Source organism: Nonomuraea sp. NPDC051941 (assembly GCF_044593615.1).
Window position 1 is genome coordinate 160,812 of the sequence record NZ_JBIUCF010000011.1, and the last position, 16,805, is coordinate 177,616.

At 70.8% G+C, this 16,805-nt stretch carries 15 protein-coding genes; 3 read left to right on the forward strand and 12 right to left on the reverse strand.

The features are described 5' to 3' along the window. Positions 1–18: 18 nt before the first annotated feature. Entirely contained in the window at positions 19–1,683 is a 1,665-nt protein-coding gene (locus ACIHFD_RS20410) for a zinc-binding dehydrogenase (RefSeq protein WP_397368251.1), read from the forward strand. Here ACIHFD_RS20410 and ACIHFD_RS20415 read toward each other — a convergent pair. Genes ACIHFD_RS20415 through ACIHFD_RS20425 form a run of 3 tightly spaced genes read right to left on the reverse strand, consistent with a single transcriptional unit; the run spans position 1,664 to position 5,475 of the window. Continuing rightward, positions 1,664–3,631, reverse strand: a complete 1,968-nt coding sequence (locus ACIHFD_RS20415; protein WP_397368252.1) for an acetoacetate--CoA ligase — start codon at positions 3,629–3,631, stop codon at positions 1,664–1,666. The two genes, ACIHFD_RS20410 and ACIHFD_RS20415, sit on opposite strands and share 20 nt — an antisense overlap. A 57-nt stretch (positions 3,632–3,688) precedes the next feature. Continuing rightward, complete coding sequence (locus ACIHFD_RS20420) at positions 3,689–4,546, reverse strand: serine hydrolase (RefSeq protein ID WP_350728431.1); 858 nt, start codon at positions 4,544–4,546, stop codon at positions 3,689–3,691. After that, complete coding sequence (locus ACIHFD_RS20425; protein WP_355190818.1) at positions 4,543–5,475, reverse strand: LysR family transcriptional regulator; 933 nt, start codon at positions 5,473–5,475, stop codon at positions 4,543–4,545. The genes ACIHFD_RS20420 and ACIHFD_RS20425 overlap by 4 nt, the downstream gene beginning before the upstream one ends. A gap of 87 nt (positions 5,476–5,562) precedes the next feature. On the opposite strand from ACIHFD_RS20425, the gene ACIHFD_RS20430 reads away from it, so the two are divergent. Next, positions 5,563–7,137: a penicillin-binding transpeptidase domain-containing protein gene (locus tag ACIHFD_RS20430; protein WP_397368253.1), complete on the forward strand. Its 1,575-nt coding sequence runs from the start codon at positions 5,563–5,565 to the stop codon at positions 7,135–7,137. Positions 7,138–7,139: 2 nt separating this feature from the next. Here ACIHFD_RS20430 and ACIHFD_RS20435 read toward each other — a convergent pair whose 3' ends face one another. The 6 genes from ACIHFD_RS20435 to ACIHFD_RS20460 form a co-directional block, all read right to left on the reverse strand. Next, a complete protein-coding gene (locus tag ACIHFD_RS20435; RefSeq protein ID WP_350728428.1) occupies positions 7,140–7,844 on the reverse strand; it encodes a haloacid dehalogenase-like hydrolase in 705 nt (234 codons plus the stop codon). Positions 7,845–7,866: 22 nt separating this feature from the next. Continuing rightward, positions 7,867–9,768 carry a zinc ribbon domain-containing protein gene (locus tag ACIHFD_RS20440; RefSeq protein ID WP_397368254.1) on the reverse strand — a complete coding sequence of 634 codons (1,902 nt, stop codon included), beginning with the start codon at positions 9,766–9,768 and terminating at the stop codon, positions 7,867–7,869. A 252-nt stretch (positions 9,769–10,020) separates the two neighbouring features. Continuing rightward, positions 10,021–10,647 carry an HAD family hydrolase gene (locus ACIHFD_RS20445; protein ID WP_397368255.1) on the reverse strand — a complete coding sequence of 209 codons (627 nt, stop codon included), beginning with the start codon at positions 10,645–10,647 and terminating at the stop codon, positions 10,021–10,023. 91 nt (positions 10,648–10,738) lie between these two features. After that, the gene (locus ACIHFD_RS20450) at positions 10,739–11,185 is read right to left on the reverse strand and encodes a DUF2690 domain-containing protein (protein ID WP_397368256.1); all 447 of its coding nucleotides are present in this window, start codon (positions 11,183–11,185) and stop codon (positions 10,739–10,741) included. Positions 11,186–11,284: 99 nt separating this feature from the next. Then, complete coding sequence (locus tag ACIHFD_RS20455; RefSeq protein WP_397368257.1) at positions 11,285–11,794, reverse strand: DUF6912 family protein; 510 nt, start codon at positions 11,792–11,794, stop codon at positions 11,285–11,287. Between the two features lie 101 nt (positions 11,795–11,895). Further along, on the reverse strand, positions 11,896–12,570 hold the full coding sequence (locus tag ACIHFD_RS20460; RefSeq protein WP_397368258.1) for an HAD family hydrolase: 675 nt from the start codon (positions 12,568–12,570) through the stop codon (positions 11,896–11,898). A 91-nt stretch (positions 12,571–12,661) separates the two neighbouring features. On the opposite strand from ACIHFD_RS20460, the gene ACIHFD_RS20465 reads away from it, so the two are divergent. Further along, complete coding sequence (locus ACIHFD_RS20465; RefSeq protein WP_350728423.1) at positions 12,662–13,456, forward strand: FoF1 ATP synthase subunit a; 795 nt, start codon at positions 12,662–12,664, stop codon at positions 13,454–13,456. Here the strand turns inward: ACIHFD_RS20465 and ACIHFD_RS20470 are convergent, their stop codons facing one another. The 3 genes from ACIHFD_RS20470 to ACIHFD_RS20480 form a co-directional block, all read right to left on the reverse strand. Then, positions 13,457–14,767: a glycoside hydrolase family 3 N-terminal domain-containing protein gene (locus ACIHFD_RS20470; protein ID WP_397368259.1), complete on the reverse strand. Its 1,311-nt coding sequence runs from the start codon at positions 14,765–14,767 to the stop codon at positions 13,457–13,459. 72 nt (positions 14,768–14,839) lie between these two features. Continuing rightward, entirely contained in the window at positions 14,840–16,507 is a 1,668-nt protein-coding gene (gene ptsP, locus ACIHFD_RS20475; RefSeq protein WP_397368260.1) for a phosphoenolpyruvate--protein phosphotransferase, read from the reverse strand. Then, positions 16,504–16,764 carry an HPr family phosphocarrier protein gene (locus ACIHFD_RS20480; protein WP_192790234.1) on the reverse strand — a complete coding sequence of 87 codons (261 nt, stop codon included), beginning with the start codon at positions 16,762–16,764 and terminating at the stop codon, positions 16,504–16,506. The genes ptsP and ACIHFD_RS20480 overlap by 4 nt, the downstream gene beginning before the upstream one ends. Between the last annotated feature and the right edge of the window lie 41 nt (positions 16,765–16,805).

The window sequence follows — 16,805 nt, forward strand, 5'->3', positions numbered from 1 at the left end:
GCCCATACGGTGGCCTGCATGAGAACAGTGCTGGTGACGGGCGCGACCGGGACGGTCGGCAGGCTGGTGGCGGCGCGGTTGACGGAGGCGGGGGCCGAGGTCAGGCCCTTCGGCCGGGCCCAGGGCGACCTGGCGGACCCCGGGTCGCTGCCGCTCGACGGGGTGGAGTCGGTGTTCCTGGTGTGGCCGTTCGCCACGGCGGAAGGGGCGCGGGCGGTGATCGACGCGATCGCGCGCCGGGCGCGGCGGGTGGTCTACCTCTCCTCCGCCGCGGTACGCGACCACGAACGCGAGGTCGAGCGGCTGATCGAGAAGTCGGGCCTGGAGTGGACGGTGCTGCGCCCGCACGCCTTCGCGGCCAACGCGCTGCGGTGGGCGGCGCGGGTGCGGGCGGGGGTGGTGCGCGGCTCGTACGGCCTCGCCGCCATGCCCATGCTGGACGAGCGGGACCTCGCGGCGGTGGCGGCACGGGCGCTGCTGGAGGAGGGACACCATGGCGCCGTCCACGACCTGACCGGCCCGGACTCGATCACCCAGGCCGACCAGGTCCGCATCATCTCCCAGATCACGAAATTTCCGGCGCGCTGGGAGGAGGTCCCGCCCAACCGGACCCGTACGGAGCTCCTGGCCACGGGCTGGCCCCCGCAGGCGGTGGACGGCGTGCTCCAGGCCCAGGCGGATCTGGTCCGCCACCCGGCCCCCGTCACGCCGGCGGTCGAGGAGGTCACGAAGACCGCACCCCGCACGTTCGGCGCCTGGGTGGCCGACCACGCCGAGGAGTTCCGCGTTCCCGGCGAACCGCCCGAGACCATGCGTGCCGCCCGCATCCACGAGTACGGGGACGAGATCCGCTTCGACCGGATCCCGACGCCGCGCCCGGGCCCGGGACAGGTCCTCCTCGAAGTGGCCGCCACCTCCTTCAACCCGTCGGAGGTCGGCCTGCGCGCGGGCCTGCTGCGCGAGGTGCTCCCGGTGAGCCTGCCGTACACGCTCGGCGCGGACGTCTCGGGCACGGTCGTCGCGCTCGGCGAGGGCGTGACGGGCCTGGCCCCGGGTGACCGCGTGTTCGGCCTGGTGGACGGCGCCGCCGCCGGATACGCGGCCGTGCCCGCGAGCGTCCTGGCCAGAGCGCCGCGGAGCATCCCGCTCGCCCACGCGGCCGCCGTCCCGGTGGCCGGGCTCACGGCCTGGCAGGCGATCCACGAGCACGCCCGCGTCGCCCGTGGCGAGCGGGTGCTGATCAACGGGGCGGGCGGCGGGGTCGGCATGTTCGCCGTCCAGCTCGCCAAGCTCGCGGGCGCGACCGTGTTCGCCACCGCGAGCCCGCGCAGCGCGGCGGCGGTCGAGCGGTACGGCGCCGACGAGGTGATCGACTACACGTCCACGCCGCTCCCCGGCGGCATGGACGTGGTGCTGAACCTGGCCGCGCTCCCCCAGGAGGACGCCGCCGCCCTGGCCGGACTCGGGCGCAGGACGATCACGATCGCCACCCCGATCGAGGGCGGCACCCACTTCGTGGCCCGCAACGACCCGGCTCAGCTGGCCGAGCTGGCCGAGCTCGTCGACCGGGGCGAGCTCACGGTCGAGGCGGCCGAGTATCGTCCCCTGACCGAGCTGGAGGAGGTCCACCGCGCGGCCGGGCAGGGCCGGACGCGCGGCAAGGTCATTCTGCTGCCGGACTGAAGTGGCGCAGCACCTCGGGGTTGGCCATGGCGTCGGGATTGGCCGCCTGCTCGACGGGCGTGCCCAGCAGGATCTTGCGTACGGGCACCTCCAGCTTCTTGCCGGAGAGCGTACGGGGGATGCCGGGGACGGCGTGGATCTCGTTGGGCACGTGGCGGGGTGACAGCTCCTTGCGCAGGGCGTCGCAGAGGGTCCGCTGGAGCGACTCGGTCAGCGTCGCGCCCTCGGCGAGCGTCACGTACAGCAGCAGCCGCCCCTCCTGCCCGAGCTGCCCGGTGTCGATCACGAGGCTGTCGGCGATCTCGTCGAACCGCTCGACGACCCGGTAGAACTCGCTGGTGCCCATCCGGACGCCGCCCCGGTTGAGGGTCGAGTCGGAGCGGCCGTAGATCACGCTGCTCCCGTCCTCGTTGATCTTGATCCAGTCGCCGTGCCGCCACACCCCGGGGTAGACGTCGAAGTAGCTCTCGAAGTAGCGCCGGCCGTCGGGGTCGTTCCAGAACATCACCGGCATCGACGGCATGGGCGCGGTCAGCACGAGTTCGCCCACCTCGCCGACGACCGGCTTGCCCGCGGGGTCGTACGACTCGACCTTCGCCCCCAGCGACCGGCACGGGATGATGCCCGCCCTGATCGGGTGGAGCATGGTCGCCCCGACGAACCCCGTGCACACGTCCGTGCCCCCGGAGAACGACCCCACAGGGACCCCGGGCAGCTCCGAGGCCACCCACGAGAACCCCTCCGGCGGCAGCGGCGACCCGGTCGAGCCGACGCCGCGCAGCCGCTCCAGCCCCTGGGGGTGGATCCCGGCCTTCAGCGAGGCCATGATGTACGGCGCCCCGACCCCGAAGTAGGTCACCTTCTCGGAGTCGGCGATCCGCCACAGCGCGGCCGGCGACGGATAGGTGGCCGCGCCGTCGTACAGCACCGGCGTGGCCCCCACCAGCAGGGCGCCGATGAGGTAGTTCCACATCATCCAGCCCGTGGTGGTGTACCAGAAGAACACATCGCCTTCGCCGATGTCCTGCTGGAAGGTGAGGGACTTGAGGTGCTCCAGCACCACGCCGCCGTGCCCGTGCACGATCGGCTTGGGCAGGCCGGTCGTGCCGCTGGAGTAGAGGATCCACAGCGGGTGGCCGAACGGCACCCGCTCGAACTCCAGCGGCCCCTCCTCGGCCCGCAGCCCCTCCCAGCCGATCACCTCGCCGTGCGGCACCTCCCGGGTGTGCGCCTCGGCGGGCCCGGCCTGCTGGGGCGCGCTGCCCTCGTCGAGCGCCGCCAGGTAGGGGATCCACACGGTCGCGCGCAGCGTGGGGAGCTGGGCGGCGATCTCGTTGACGGCGTCGGAGCGGTCGTAGGTCTTGCCGTTGTAGTGGTAGCCGTCGACCGCGATGAGCACCTTGGGCTCGATCTGCTTGAACCTGTCGACGATGCTCGGCACCCCGAAGTCGGGCGAGCCGGCCGACCAGATCGCGCCCAGGGAGGCGGTCGCCAGGAAGGCGATCAGGGCCTGCGGGATGCTCGGCAGGTAGGCGGCCACCCGGTCGCCGCGCCGCACGCCGAGGCGGGCCAGCCCCGCCCGGACGCGGGCGACCTCCTCGCGCAGCTCGTCCCAGGTCAGCTCCTGGCGGGCGCCGTCCTCGGACACGAACACCACGGCGGTGCCCTCGGTGCGGCGCAGCGCGTTCTCGGCGTAGTTGAGCGTGCTCCCGTCGAACCACGTGACGTCCGGCATCGTCCCGGAGAGCACCGGCCCGTCGCCCCGGTCGCCGACCACGTCGAAGTAGTCCCAGATCGACGTCCAGAACTCGCCTGGGTGCTCGACGGACCACCGCCACACGTCCTCATAGGGTCCCGGCCGTCCCAGCCACTCCAGGTAGCGGGTCAGCCCGGCCTTCGCGACGACCCCTTCGCTCGGCTCCCAGAGAAGCTCGCCCTCAGCAACCATGTGCCCATCCTGTCGCCCGTCGGTGGGAAAGTCATACCCGGACCCCCACATAACTTGCTATCTCCGTAGGTGGTCCACCGCCATACGCGCCGCCGTGCCGATCACCGCGTCGGCGCGCGGCTGGTTGAGCGCGGTGCTGAACGAACGCGTGCACACGGCCACGGCGTAGCGCCGGCCGTCCGGGTACTCGACGACCCCCGACTCGCTGCGCAGCGTGGGCAGCGTGCCGGTCTTGCCGCTGACCGCGACGTCGTCGTACGGGAAGCCGGAGGCCAGCCGGTGCGGCCACACCTGCATGTTGAGCACGCCGCGCATCCAGGCGCACGACTCCTGCGAGGCCGCCTCGTCCCGCCAGATCATCCCGAACAGCGCGGCCAGCTCGCGCGGGGTGGACCGGTTCGCCCGCGCGGGGTCGAGCACGCTCAGCCGCGCGATGTCCTCCGGATCCACGAACGGCCACGCGTGCCCGGCGTCGACGGCCATGCTGCCGAGGAGCTCCCGGGCGCTCTGCGTCACCCGCGTCCCGTCGAGCCCGAACCCGGCCAGCATGGTGTTGATCGCCTCGCACCCGACCCGGCCCAGCAGCACGTCGGCCGAGGTGTTGTCGCTCACCGCGATCATCAGGTACGCCAGGTCGCGCAGCGAGATCGTCACGTCGTCGAGCATCGCCGAGAGCCCCGTCGGCCCCGAGACCCTGTCCTCGGCCGTCACGGTCACGCGTTCGGAGAGGTCCAGGAGCCCCGCGTCGGCCTGCCCGCAGAGCGCCACCAGCAGCGGCACCTTGAACATCGACGCCGTGGGCACCGGCTCGTCCGGCCCGTGCCCCACCTCGCGCCCCGAGTCGATGTCGGCCGCGTACAACCAGCCCCGCACCCCCGCCGCACGGAACAGCGCCTCGAAGTCGGGCGTGCTCATGCGAGCATCCCCGGCCTGCGGCTGATCCGCCGCACGGACACCGCGCCCTCGTCCGTCATCCCGGCGCTCTCCTTCAGCGTGCGTACGGCGACGGCCGAGAAGTCGTCGACCAGTTCGTCGATCGGGGCGGCCACCGCCTGGCGCCAGGCGGTGGAGACCCGGCACGTGATCGGCGAGCCTAGCAGCGGCCGCCAGACCAGCCCCGGGAGCTCCACCTTCGGCCCGAACGCCACCGCCGCGCCCGCCAGCACCAGCCCGAGCCCGGCGCCTTCGTGCACCTGTACGGGGACGTAGCCGTGGCGGCGGCACTCCGAGAGCATCTCCGCGTACAGCCCCGGCTCGCCCTCCTGGGGCGGCATCAGCAGCTCCCGGCCCGCCAGGTCGGCCAGGTGCACCTCGCCGACTCCGGTGAGCGGGTCGCCCTCGGCCAGCAGCACACCTTGCGGCTGCGCCAGCACCTGGCCGAACCGCAGACCGGGCGCGGCGACCGGATGGCGGACGAGGCCGACGTCGATCGTCCCCTCGGCCAGCGCCGTCACCTGGTCGGCGGTCCAGATCTCGGCGGGCGCGAGGCGTACCGCGGGATTGGTCTCGCGGAAGCCCGCGACCAGGGCGGCGATGGCGGCGGCGGCCAGGTCGGGCGGGAGGCCGACCTTGAGCACCGTGCCCTCGCCCTGCCTGGCCAGCTCGTGCAGCCGGTCCACCCGGGCCACGATCTCGCGGGCCTCGCCCAGGAGCAGCCGGCCCGCCTCGGTGAGCCGCACCTGGCGGGCCGAGCGGTCGAACAGCCGCACGCCGAGCTCCTCCTCCAGGCGCTTGATGCGCTGGCTGAGCGGCGGCTGCGCCATGCCGAGCCGGATGGCGGCGTTGCCGAAGTGGAGTTCCTCCGCGACGACGGTGAAGTAGCGAAGGTGCCGGACGAGGTCCACGACCAGCCACTATATCCAGATTTATATCTGTAAGGAGCTCATATCAGTATTGGACACCCTTGCCGCCCCTCTGGTGTCCTCTGCCTCATGGCACCACAAAGGGGGATAAAGCGTCGCTGGCCGTGGATCCTTTCGGGGCTCCTGATCCCGGTCGTCGCGGCGGGAGTCGTCGTATGGGCGCTCCGCACGGAGGGCTCGCCGAAGGAGACGGCCGACAAGTATCTGGCGGCGTGGTCGGCCCAGGACTACGCGGGGATGCGCGCCCTGGTGGCGGACCCGCCCGCCGACTTCGAGACCTGGCACCGCCTCTTCCGCACCGACCTCAAGCTCACAGACGCGCGGTTCTACGTCCCCACGGCGTCGGGCGTCTTCGCTTCCTACGGAGACGACATCGGCTTCCAGGCCAAACTGACCGGCCAGGAGGACTGGGACTACGACGGCCAGATCAAGCTCGTCGAACGCGACCGCGCCTGGAAGGTGGCCTGGACGCCGGCCACCATCCACCCGCTGCTCAAGAAGGGTCGCTCGCTGCGGGTGATCTCCCAGCGGGGCGACCCGCTGCGGGTCCTGGCCGCCGACGGCACCGCGATCAACACGCCGTCCGCGCCCGGCTCGGTGCAGCAGCTCGTGGAGGGCATCAGGCAGACGTTCCCCGACCGCTTCAAGAAGCCCGCCCGCTCCCGGATCGACCTGTACGAGGGGGACAAACCCATCCAGACGGTCGTCCGCGCCAGTGGATACCGCCCGCTCCAGACCACCATCGACCTGAAGGTCCACCGCGCCGGGGCCAAGGCCCTGGAGGACGTGTCGGAACCGGCGTCCCTGGTGGCGCTGCGCGCCTCGACCGGCGAGATCCTCGCGGTGGTGAACAAGCCGGGGGGCTTCAACCGGGCCCTGCTCGGCAAGTATCCGCCCGGCTCGACGTTCAAGGTGGTGACGGCCTCCGCGCTGGTCGCGGACGGGATCGAGCCGTCCCGCCAGGTCACCTGCCCCGCCGAGAAGAACATCGGCGGCTTCCCGTTCCACAACGCCGACTTCGAGGACTTCGGCACGCTGTCGTTCCAGGACGCGTTCGCGCATTCGTGCAACACGACGTTCGGGGAGATGAGCGTGGGCCGGCTGAACGGCGGCCGGCTGGCGCAGGTCGCCCGCAGCTTCGGCTTCGGGACCCCGATCACCCCCGGCGTGCCCGCGGTCCGCGCCGAGTTCCCGGACACGAAGGACGACACGGACCTCGCCTCCGCCGCCATCGGCCAGGGCCGCGTCCTGGCCAGCCCGCTCAACATGGCCTCGGTCGCGGCCGCCATCGCCTCCGGCGCCTGGATCTCCCCGACCCTCGTCAAGGAGGAGCTGATCCCGGACGCCCAGCCCACCAACCCCCAGCCGCTGGAGGACGGCGTGGTGGCGGCCCTGCGCAAGCTGATGCCGGCCGTGGTGACGGACGGCACCGCCCACGCCGTCCAGTTCCCCGAGGGCACGGCCGGCAAGACGGGCACGGCGGAGTTCGGGTCCGGCAAGGAGCCGCCGACCCACTCGTGGTTCATCGGCTACCGCGGCGACCTGGCCTTCGCGGTCATCGCCGAAGGCGCGGGCACCGGCGCCGGCGTGGCCGCCCCGGCCGCCGCCCGCTTCCTCAAGAGCCTCGGCAACGCCGGCACGTGATGCTACGCGGTGCGGCCGACCGGCGAGGTGAGGCCCGCCACGGCGGCGACGACCTCGGAGGCGTTGGAGAGGTCGGGCAGCACCACGTCGGCCCCCGCCTCGCGCAGCTCTGCCGCCATGGACCGGCCCGAGGCGACCCCGATCATCGCCGCGCCGCCGATCTTGGCGGCCTGGACGTCCCGCGTGGAGTCCCCGATCACCACGGTGTTCGCCGCGGTGAACGGCGTGCCCAGGCGCTCCTTGGCCCGGGACTGCGCCACCTGCAGCAGCGTCGCCTTGGGGTAGACCTCCTCGCCGTACCCGCCCAGCGTGAAGTCGATGTGCTTGTCCAGCCCGAACGCCTTGAGCTTGTGCACGGCGTTGCTCCTGATGGTCCCGGTCAGCACCGTCTGGATCACGCCGTCGAGCCTGGACACCGACTTCAGCGCGTCCTTGGCCCCCGGCAGCGCCCGTCCCTCCTTGGCCAGCCGCCCGCGCCGGTCGGCGAAGGCCACGGCCAGCGCCGACAGGAACTTGGGCAGATGGTCGTCCTCGGCCAGGATGCCGTTGACGGCGAGCGTCTCGAAGACGATCTCGGAGTCTGGACGCCCCAGCGGGGGCACGAGTTTGACCAGCGGTCGCCCGGTGACGACGCGGAACGCCTCCGCGTAGGCGTCTCTGGTCACGATGGCGACGTCGACCAGCGTGAGGTCGATGTTCCACAGCACAAGGCGGTTGATGGCAGCGTCTCTAATCAGCTAAGCGACCCTTGGTAGATGTAGCACCTGCGATCGTATCCCACCGTGGCGGGGAGGCATGGGCGTGCAGGTGAAATCCTGCGCCCAATGCCGCCCCTCGCGGTTGGTGCCGCCTGGTGGGTGTGCTGATCGTCATCCCGACCTGGTGCCGGTGAGCTGCGCGCGGCAACCGAGACCGGTCCGTTGGTTCGAGTCCCTCCGGACGCTGGCCAGCCTGGCCGACAGACCGTACTGGGGAGGGTGCCCTGCGTCGCCTGGGCACAGGGCGTGGAGTGCGATGTCGTGTTGGTCCGGTCTTCGACCGATCCGTCCGGATGGTCTTTGAGGCGGGCGAGGCGATGACCGCCTGAGCTTCAAGCGTGTCTCTCACGGAGCGGATAACCATCCCACCAGTTGCCCGGTCCACGGTGGTCGTGGCCTGGTGAGAGAGGCCACGGGCGGCGATCCGGAGCCAGGCACCGTGGTCACGGTCGCCTTGCCAGCCACAGCCCAGGCAACTCGCCCATTTCCACCCGGCGACCGCCGGCTGGTCAGGCGCCTTGCAGTGCCGCAGCACAGTCAGGCAGTACGGGCAGTGCCGGGATGTGTTCTTCGCCGGGACGATCACCACCGCGATGCCCACTTCGGCGGCGATGCTCCGGACGCGGTCAGTGATCTGGCCGCGCACCTGCTGCGACAGGCGCGTGTTCAGGGTGCGGCCCATCCCGCAGGCTTCCAGCGAGCGCAGATCTTCCAGATAGATGACCGTGGCCTCGGCGGCGATGGACTGATCGACCACCCACCGGGCGGCTGCCCACGCGAGAGCGTCGTTAAGGTTCTTGCGGCGCTTGGACAGACGCCGGATCTCCTCTGCCAGCAGCGCGCGCTTGTCCGCCAGTGCCGGATCGGGCCTGCGCCCATCGATCAGGCGCTGGTAGTGGTCCGCCTTGGCGCGCAACTGCTCGCTGTGTCGGCGCAGGCGGTGTTGTTTGGCCAGCACTCCGGCAGCGCGAAACTGAGCGCCGCCGCCCAGAGCAGTCAAGCGTCCGTCCCCATGGAGCCGCACCGCCCCTGCTGACAAAAGCGTGTTCAGCCCCCAGTCCACGCCAAGCGCGACGGTGTGGCCCATGTGTTGAGCCTGGAGGACGGCGTGGGTGTACGCCACCTCCGCGCGGACGTTCCCACCATGCAGACTCAGGGTGGGGAGGTGCAGCACCGCGTTGGCCGGGATTGTGGGTGGCAGCATGACGGGATAGGCCACCCACGACCAATCAGCGTACTTACGCGGGTCTGGGCGGGTAGGCAGTTGCAGCCGTAGCAGCGCCCTCCGCGGGTCGGCGTCGCTGCGCTCGATGGTGGCCTGCTGGCGGTCGCAGGCGGCCAGCAGGAGCATTCGCGCCGTCCGAGGTGGGTGTTCCAGCTCGAACACATCGGTCGGCAGCCGTCCGCCGGCCCGCAGGTAGGTGGCGATCTGCCGGGTACGGGCCTTGATCACGCCTGAAGGCAGGTGCCCTCCGCCGGGGATCGCGGCGCGCACCTGCTCCCATTCCTCAGCGGTGCGCTTGCGCACATCGGCGGGCCAAGTGGCCAGCACGCCGGCGGTGAGCTGAACCCGCCAGTTTGCAGCGCGCAGCAGGCGTCCAGCCTGTTCTTGGGCCATACGCACAATCCGGTCGTTGACCGTCACGCCCTCCGGCGCGCCCGCCGTCCAGCCCAGCCGACGCATCGCCATCCACGCGTTCGACGGCAGCCTCCGCCCGCCGGCGTCCAGCCCTCCCGCGAGCAAGGCAACGTCGGCGCCCACCCAGTGCTCGGCAAGCAGCCGCGCGGCGATCCCGGACACCAACGCGGCGCACCAACCGACCCGCTCGGCCAGCACCGCCGCGGACAGCACCTCGCCGGTCTTTTCCTCCACGCCACCGCGCAGCGGCACGCGAGCACACGCCGTTCGGGCGGTTTGCCCCTTGGCCAGCAGCAGTCTCCGCCTCACCAGCAACCCTGCCTCGCCGCTCCGGACTTCACTCTAAGTGAGCGCTAGGTTACCTTTTTTAGATCCTGCTACGTAGAACACTTGAGCAATGCATCACACCAGTGCGGTTTGAACTCCACAGCGACAGGGTGCTCAGGTTCGCCTCAACCAGCAAGGTTGCCATCTACGGCTGGAGTCTTACGCGAAATTCAGCGCGTCCGACAGCGTGTCGACCACGGGAAAGCCGATGCTCGCCAGCTCGGCGCGGGTCGTCATCCCGCCCGTGTACAGCACCGCCCTGGCCCCCACGTGCCGCGCGGCGAGCCCGTCGTCCACGCTGTCGCCGATCACCAGGACCTCGGCAGGATCGATCCCGAGGGCCGTGATGTGTGCCGTCATGTGCGCGGCCTTCTCGCCGCCTGTGGTGCCCAGCAGCCCGTCGACGCGGGTGAAGTGCCGGGTGATGCCGAACGAGTCGACCTTGGGCACGAGGTGCGCGTGCGGCGCCATCGAGCAGAGCGACTGGGTGCCCGTCCAGTTCGCGAGGACCAGCTCTGCGTCGGCGGCCAGCGCGCAGGCGTCGCTCAGCCGGAAGTAGTGCTCGTGGAACCCGTCGTCGAGCAGCTCCCACTCCCCCTCGGTCAGGGGGCGGCCGAGCATGCGCTCGTAGGCGACCCAGATGGGCCGGGTGTAGACCGCGCGGAAACCGTCGGCGGTCATCTCAGGAAGCTCGTACGGCTTGAAGACCTCGTTGGTGGCCCCCACCACGGCGTCGATGTCGTGGAAGAGCGTGCCGTTCCAATCCCAGATGATGTGCTTTGTCATGTTGCGACAAGCTTAGACGGCACGTGTGACGTTTCGATGAACGCCCAGCGCAAGGGCCGCGACCATCCGGCCACGGCCCCTGGAGGGAGAGCTAGCCGCAGGCCTTCGCGGTGGCGCCGGAGCCGTTCTGGCCTCCGCGGCCGCCGTTCCACTGGATCGAGGCACTGCCCCAGGCGCACATGTTGTTGGCCCAGATCATGTTGCCCCAGTGCCGGCCCTTGTTGCCCGCTTTGAAGCGGAACTGGTCGTAGCGGCCGTCGGCGGCGTAGACGCTGATGGTGCCGGTCGCCGAGGAGGCCGTGCGGATCTCGACCCAGTTGGTCTTGCACTTGCCGGACCACCAGAGCTTGATCGTCCCGACGTTGCCGTCGAGGCGGCTCTTGATGTTGCCGGTCTTGACCACCTTGGCCGAGTTCCAGCATCCCGACTTGGCCGGGTCCTTGTGGTCGCCCGGCTTGGCCTGGGCGTGCGCGGGCGCGCCCGCCAGGAGGACCGCCGCGACGGCTCCCAGGACAGTAGCGGCAACTCGAAGCTTCACTTGGACCGACTCCTTGCGTAAACAACACTTGCTAGATCGCGACACTAGCGAGGCCCGGCTTCAAACGGTCAAGGAAGTGTGATCGATGTAACGTCGTTGTTATGATCGCAGAAGGTCGGAAATCTCCTGCGTGGCATACCACATGAGCTCGTGCGCCTCGGCCCCGTCCACGGTGAATCTCGCGTCGTCGTCGCCCTCGTCCGCGGCCGGCAGCGCGGCGACGGCGGCCTCGATGTCGGTGATCGCCTCGTGGTCGTCGATGTGCACCGCGGCCACCTTGGCCAGCGGGATCGGGTCGGCGAGGCGTACTCTCGCCCGTTCCTCCAGGTCGACTCCGGCGGCGACCGAGCGCTCCCGCACCTCGGCGGCGACCACCACGCGCCGGAACGCGGTCTCGGCGCCGTCGGCGCGGTCGGCGGCCAGCATCCGCAGCGACGCGCGGGCCGCCTCGGTGAGCGCCACGTATTCGAGCTCCTCGGTGTCACCCGAGGCGTACCACTCGGTCAGCGCGGGGGTCACCGCGTAGCCGGTCAGCGGGGCCGGACCCAGCTCTCCCGACTCGACCGCCTGGGCCAGTGCCGGGAGAGTGCACGGCAGATAGACGCGCATGACGAACCTTTCGTGCTTTCTTTCTGGCCGAGCTCAGCTCGGCGTGCCGAGATGGAGGTCCGCACTCGGCGGCGGCCACATCTCAGCGTGCAAGGGCTCTATCATGCCCGTCGCAGCGTGAGACGGAGGAGAGACTCGAGTTCCTCGATGGTCGAGTTGGCATCTTTGTGATGAATGCCGGCGATGCCGAGCGCGCGGGCGGCCAGGATGTTGGCCTCGATGTCGTCGATGAACACGCACTCCTCGCAGGCCAGGCCGATCAGCTCGACCGCGTGGTGGTAGATGCGCGGCTCGGGCTTGCGCATGCCGACCTCGCCGGAGATCACGACCGCGTCGAAGAGCTCGTCCCAGTCGGCGCGGGGATACTCATTTGACCAAGAGTTAGATACCAAACACGTTTTGACACCATTTTCCCGTACGTCGCGGAGCATGTCGTACATTGCGTCAACGCGTTCGAATCCCGCGAACATCCGCTCCAGCAGCCCCTCGGCCACGGGCGGCACCCCGTCGACGGTCAGCAGCCGAGCGGCGAGGTCGCGCTCGAAGGCGGAGCCGTCGATCTCGCCCCTTTCCAGCGCGTGGACGACGCTTTCGCCGACACCGTCGCCGTAAGCGTGGTCGACCATCTTCCGCATCACGTGGCGGTAGTGGTCGCCGTCGATCCTGTCCGCCGCGATCCAGCGCGCGATGGAGTCGGAAAGGCTGGTCGTCAGCACCCCGCCCCAGTCGATGAGCACACCCGTAAGCACCGTTCCAGAATAGAACGTCACCGGCACTTATAAACCGTTAAAACCCTATAAAAAGGTCGCCCGATATATCCAGTTAAGGTGTGCTTCCAGCGATAGTCGCTACCCAGAAAGGACCGCCGTGCGGACGACGATCCTGATCACCTCCCCCGACCGATGGACCGCCCCGGGACTGGAACTCTTCGAGTTCGCGCCGATCTTTCCCGGCGGCCCGGAATGGTTCACCAAACCGGTCCTCATCGCCCTGCTCAGCTCGGTCATCGCCATCGCCCTGTGCTGGGCCGCGTTCGCCAAGCCGAAGATCATCCCACGCGGCTGGCAGAGCATCGGCGAGTACGCGTACCTGTTCGTACGCGACCAGATCGCCCGGCCCAGCCTCGGCGCCGACTCCGACCGATGGATGGGCTTCCTCCTCACGACCTTCCTGACCGTGCTCATCTGGAACCTGATGGGCATCGTCCCGCTCATCCAGTTCCCCGTCGCCGCGCACATCGCCTTCCCCCTGGTGCTGGCGCTCATCGTGTACGGCATCAAGGTCTACCTCGGCGTCCGGCACCACGGCGTGCGCGGCTACCTGAGGGGCATCGTGCACCTCCCGGGCCTGCCCGGCTGGGCGTACGGCCTCTATGCCCCGCTGATCCTGGCCGAGGTGTTCATCACGTCGTTGTTCACCCACTTCGTGCGGTTGTTCGCGAACATGTTCGCCGGCCACATCCTCGTGGCCTTCTTCAGCTCGGTGGGCTTCTGGTTCCTGTTCGAGCGGCTCACCCCGCTGGGCGCGGGGCTCGGCGTCCTCGGCGTGCTGATGACGATCGTGATGACCGCGTTCGAGATGTTCATCCAGTTTCTACAGGCGTTCCTGTTCGCCATGCTGGCCGGGATGTTCATCGCCAGCGGCCTGCGCGGCGCGCACTAGCTAGCGCGTGACCTGGGCGGCCAGCTTGCGGTGCGCCGTGGAGCGCAGCACGCCGGCCGCCCTCTCCGCGTCGGCGGCGGGGGCCTCGGGCAGGTAGCCCTTGGCCTGCTTGAGCGTGAGCAGCCTGGTGACGGACTGGTCGAGCCGGTCCTTGGAGATCCGGCCCGACCTCACCGCCGCCACCACCGCCTGGTAGGCCTTCGGCAGGTCGTTCGGCATGAGCAGCAGGTCGGCCCCGGCCAGCACGGCCCGCACAGCGATCTCCCCGTCGTTGTACTTCTTGCGCACGCCCTCCATGTTGAGCGCGTCGGTGGAGATCACGCCCTTGAAGCCGAGCTTCTGCCGCAGCAGGCCGGTCAGGATGGGCTTGGACAGCGTGGCCGGGTCGCCCGACGGGTCGAGCTTGGGGAAGACGAGGTGGGCGCTCATCACGGCGTCCACGCCCGCGTCGATCGCCGCCCTGAACGGCGGCGCGTCGATCTTCTCCCACTGAGCCTTCGTGTGCTTGATCACCGGCAGCCCCGTGTGGCTGTCGACGTCGGTGTCACCGTGGCCGGGGAAGTGCTTGGCGGTGGCGGCCACCTTCGCCTCGCCGAACCCCTTGACCGCCGCCGCGACCATCTTCGCCACCCGCGCGGGGTCGTTGCCGTAGGCCCGGGGGCCGATGACCGGGTTCTTGGGGTTCACGTTCACGTCGGCGACCGGGGCGAAGTCGAGGTTGACGCCGAGCGCGCGCAGCTCCTCACCGGTGGCCCTGGCCACGGCCCGCGCCCGGTCGGGGTCCTTGGTGGCGCCGATCCGGGCGGCTCCGGGGAAGTCGGTCATGAGCGCGGACATCCTGGCCACCAGGCCGTTCTCCTGGTCGGTGCCGATCAGGAGCGGGACGTCCGCGGACGCGCGCTGCAGGCCGTTGGTGAGGCCGACGACCTGGCCGACGCCCTTGATGTTGTGCGGGAAGAGGATCACACCGCCGAGGTGGTACTTCGCGATCACCTTGGCCGGGGTCTGGGCGCCGTACCTGGCCTGGTTCTCGCCCGACACCGTGTCGGCCGCGGTGCCGTACAGGACGGGCATGAAGAGCTGGCCGACCTTCTCCTCGACGCTCATCTTCGCCAGGACGCGCTCGACGGCGCCCGGCCGCGCCTGCGGCGGGCTCTGCGGCGTCGCCTGCGGAGGCGTCGTCTGCGGGGTCTGCGCGGGCGGTGCGGCCTTGCCTCCTCCGGTCGGGGTCGCACCCGCCGGGCTGCCGCCTGCGCCGCAGGCTGTCAGAGCGATCGCGAGGAGGCCTGCCGTACCGATCCGTCGAAGCATGCCTCCAAAGGTATCCATGAGACAACCCACACCAGACCGTCCCTTTACCAAGACGGCCGGATGTGGACCCGGTTACAGCCCCAGCCGGGTGAGCCCGGACAGGTGCACACGGGCCGCCGCACGCGCCTGCGCCGCCGTCGTCTGCGCCCGCGCGGCCTCGGCGGCCCGCTCGCACTGCTCGAGCGTGTGCGCGGCCAGCACGGCGCGTACGGCGGGCAGCGCCGCGGCGCCCATCGACAGCGAGGAGACCCCGAGCCCGACGAGCACGCAGGCCAGCGCCGGGTCGGCGGCCGACTCGCCGCAGACGCCGCACGGCTTGCCCGCTCTCGCGGCGGCGGCCGCGGTCATGGCGACCAGGTCCAGCAGCGCGGGCAGCCACGGGTCGTGCAGCGCGCTCACGGCGCCGACCTGGCGGTCCGCGGCGTAGGCGTACTGGGCGAGGTCGTTGGTGCCGATCGAGACGAAGTCCACCCGGGTGAGCAACTCGCGGGCGCGCAGCGCGGCCGACGGGACCTCGACCATCGCGCCCACGTTCGTCAGGCCCCTGGCCCGGCACTCCTGCGCGAACCACGCGGCCTCCTCGGCCGTGGCCACCATCGGCGCCATCACCTGGAGCCGTTCGGAGGCGACGGCCGCGAGCGCGCCGAGCTGTGCTGCCATGACGTCGGGGAATCTCCTGAACCTGCGCAGCCCCCGCTCACCGAGCGCCGGGTTCGGCTCGGCGGGCCCGGGCAGGAACGCCAGCGGCTTGTCCGCGCCCACGTCCAGGGTCCGCACGACCACCTTGCCGCCGGGGAACGCCTCCAGCGCCGCGCGGTAGGCCCGCCGCTGCTCCTCCGTGGACGGCGGCTCGGTCCTGTCAAGGAAGAGGAACTCGGTGCGGTAGAGCCCGATCCCCTCGGCCCCGGCGTTGACGGCGTCGTCGAGGTCCGCGGGGCCGCCGATGTTGGCGAGCAGCGGAACCGGGTGCCCGTCGGCGGTCCTGCCCGGTCCCTTCGCCGCGGCGATCGCCGCCTGCCGCGCGGCGTCCGCGCCGACCGCCTCTGCCACGTCGGACTCGGCCGGCTCGACGCGTACGTCTCCCGACGTGCCGTCGGCCATCACCCGGACGCCCGGCGGGATCTCCAGCGCGCCCGGGCAGGCCACGACGGCGGGCACGCCCATCGCCCTGGCCATGATCGCGGTGTGGCTGGTGGGGCCGCCCTCCTGGGTGACGAACGCGGCGACGTCCTCCTTGCGCAGCATCGCCGTGTCGGCGGGCGCGAGGTCCCTGGCGACCAGCACGTACGGCTCCTCGGGCGCGACCGGGAGCCCCTGCATGGCGTGCCCGTAGAGCAGCGCGATCACGCGGTCCCTGATGTCGTCGAGGTCGGCGGCCCGCTCGCCCAGGTAGCCCCCGGACCCAGCCAGTACGTGCCGATATTTCGTGAAAGCTTCAAAAACCGCCCTCGGGGCGGCCAGGCCGCGGTCGATCAACGTTCGCACCTTGACGACCAGCCCGGGATCCTCGGCCATCAGCGCCTGGGCCTTGAGGATCTCCTCGGCCTCGCCGCCCGCCTGGTTCCCCCGGGCCTCCAACTCTCCCGCGACCTGTGTGAGCGCGGCCATCGCGCGCTCCTTCTCCTGATCCGCCTCACCGGTGTAGGTGGCGCCCTCGGGGGGTTCGGGCACGGAGACGGTCAGCACGTACGCGGGGCCGTGCCCGATGCCCGGGCTGACCCCGACCCCCCGCAGGTTCATGGCGCCGCGGCGATCGCGGCCAGCTCGTCGAGGACCTCTTCCGACCCCTCGCCCTCCGCGCTGATCACGACGGTCTCGCCCTGCCTGACGTCCAGGGCCATGATCGCGAGGATGCTCTTGCCGTTGACCTGCTGGCTGCCGTGGGACTTCGTCACCGTGATGTCCATGGGGGCCTTCTTCGCCCGCTGGACGAACGTCGCGGCGGGCCGGGCGTGCAGCCCCACTTCCGCCGCCACGGTGACCTTGCGCTCACCCATTACTCCTCCTTCTGGTGCCGGTCCAGACCAGCCGGACCCTC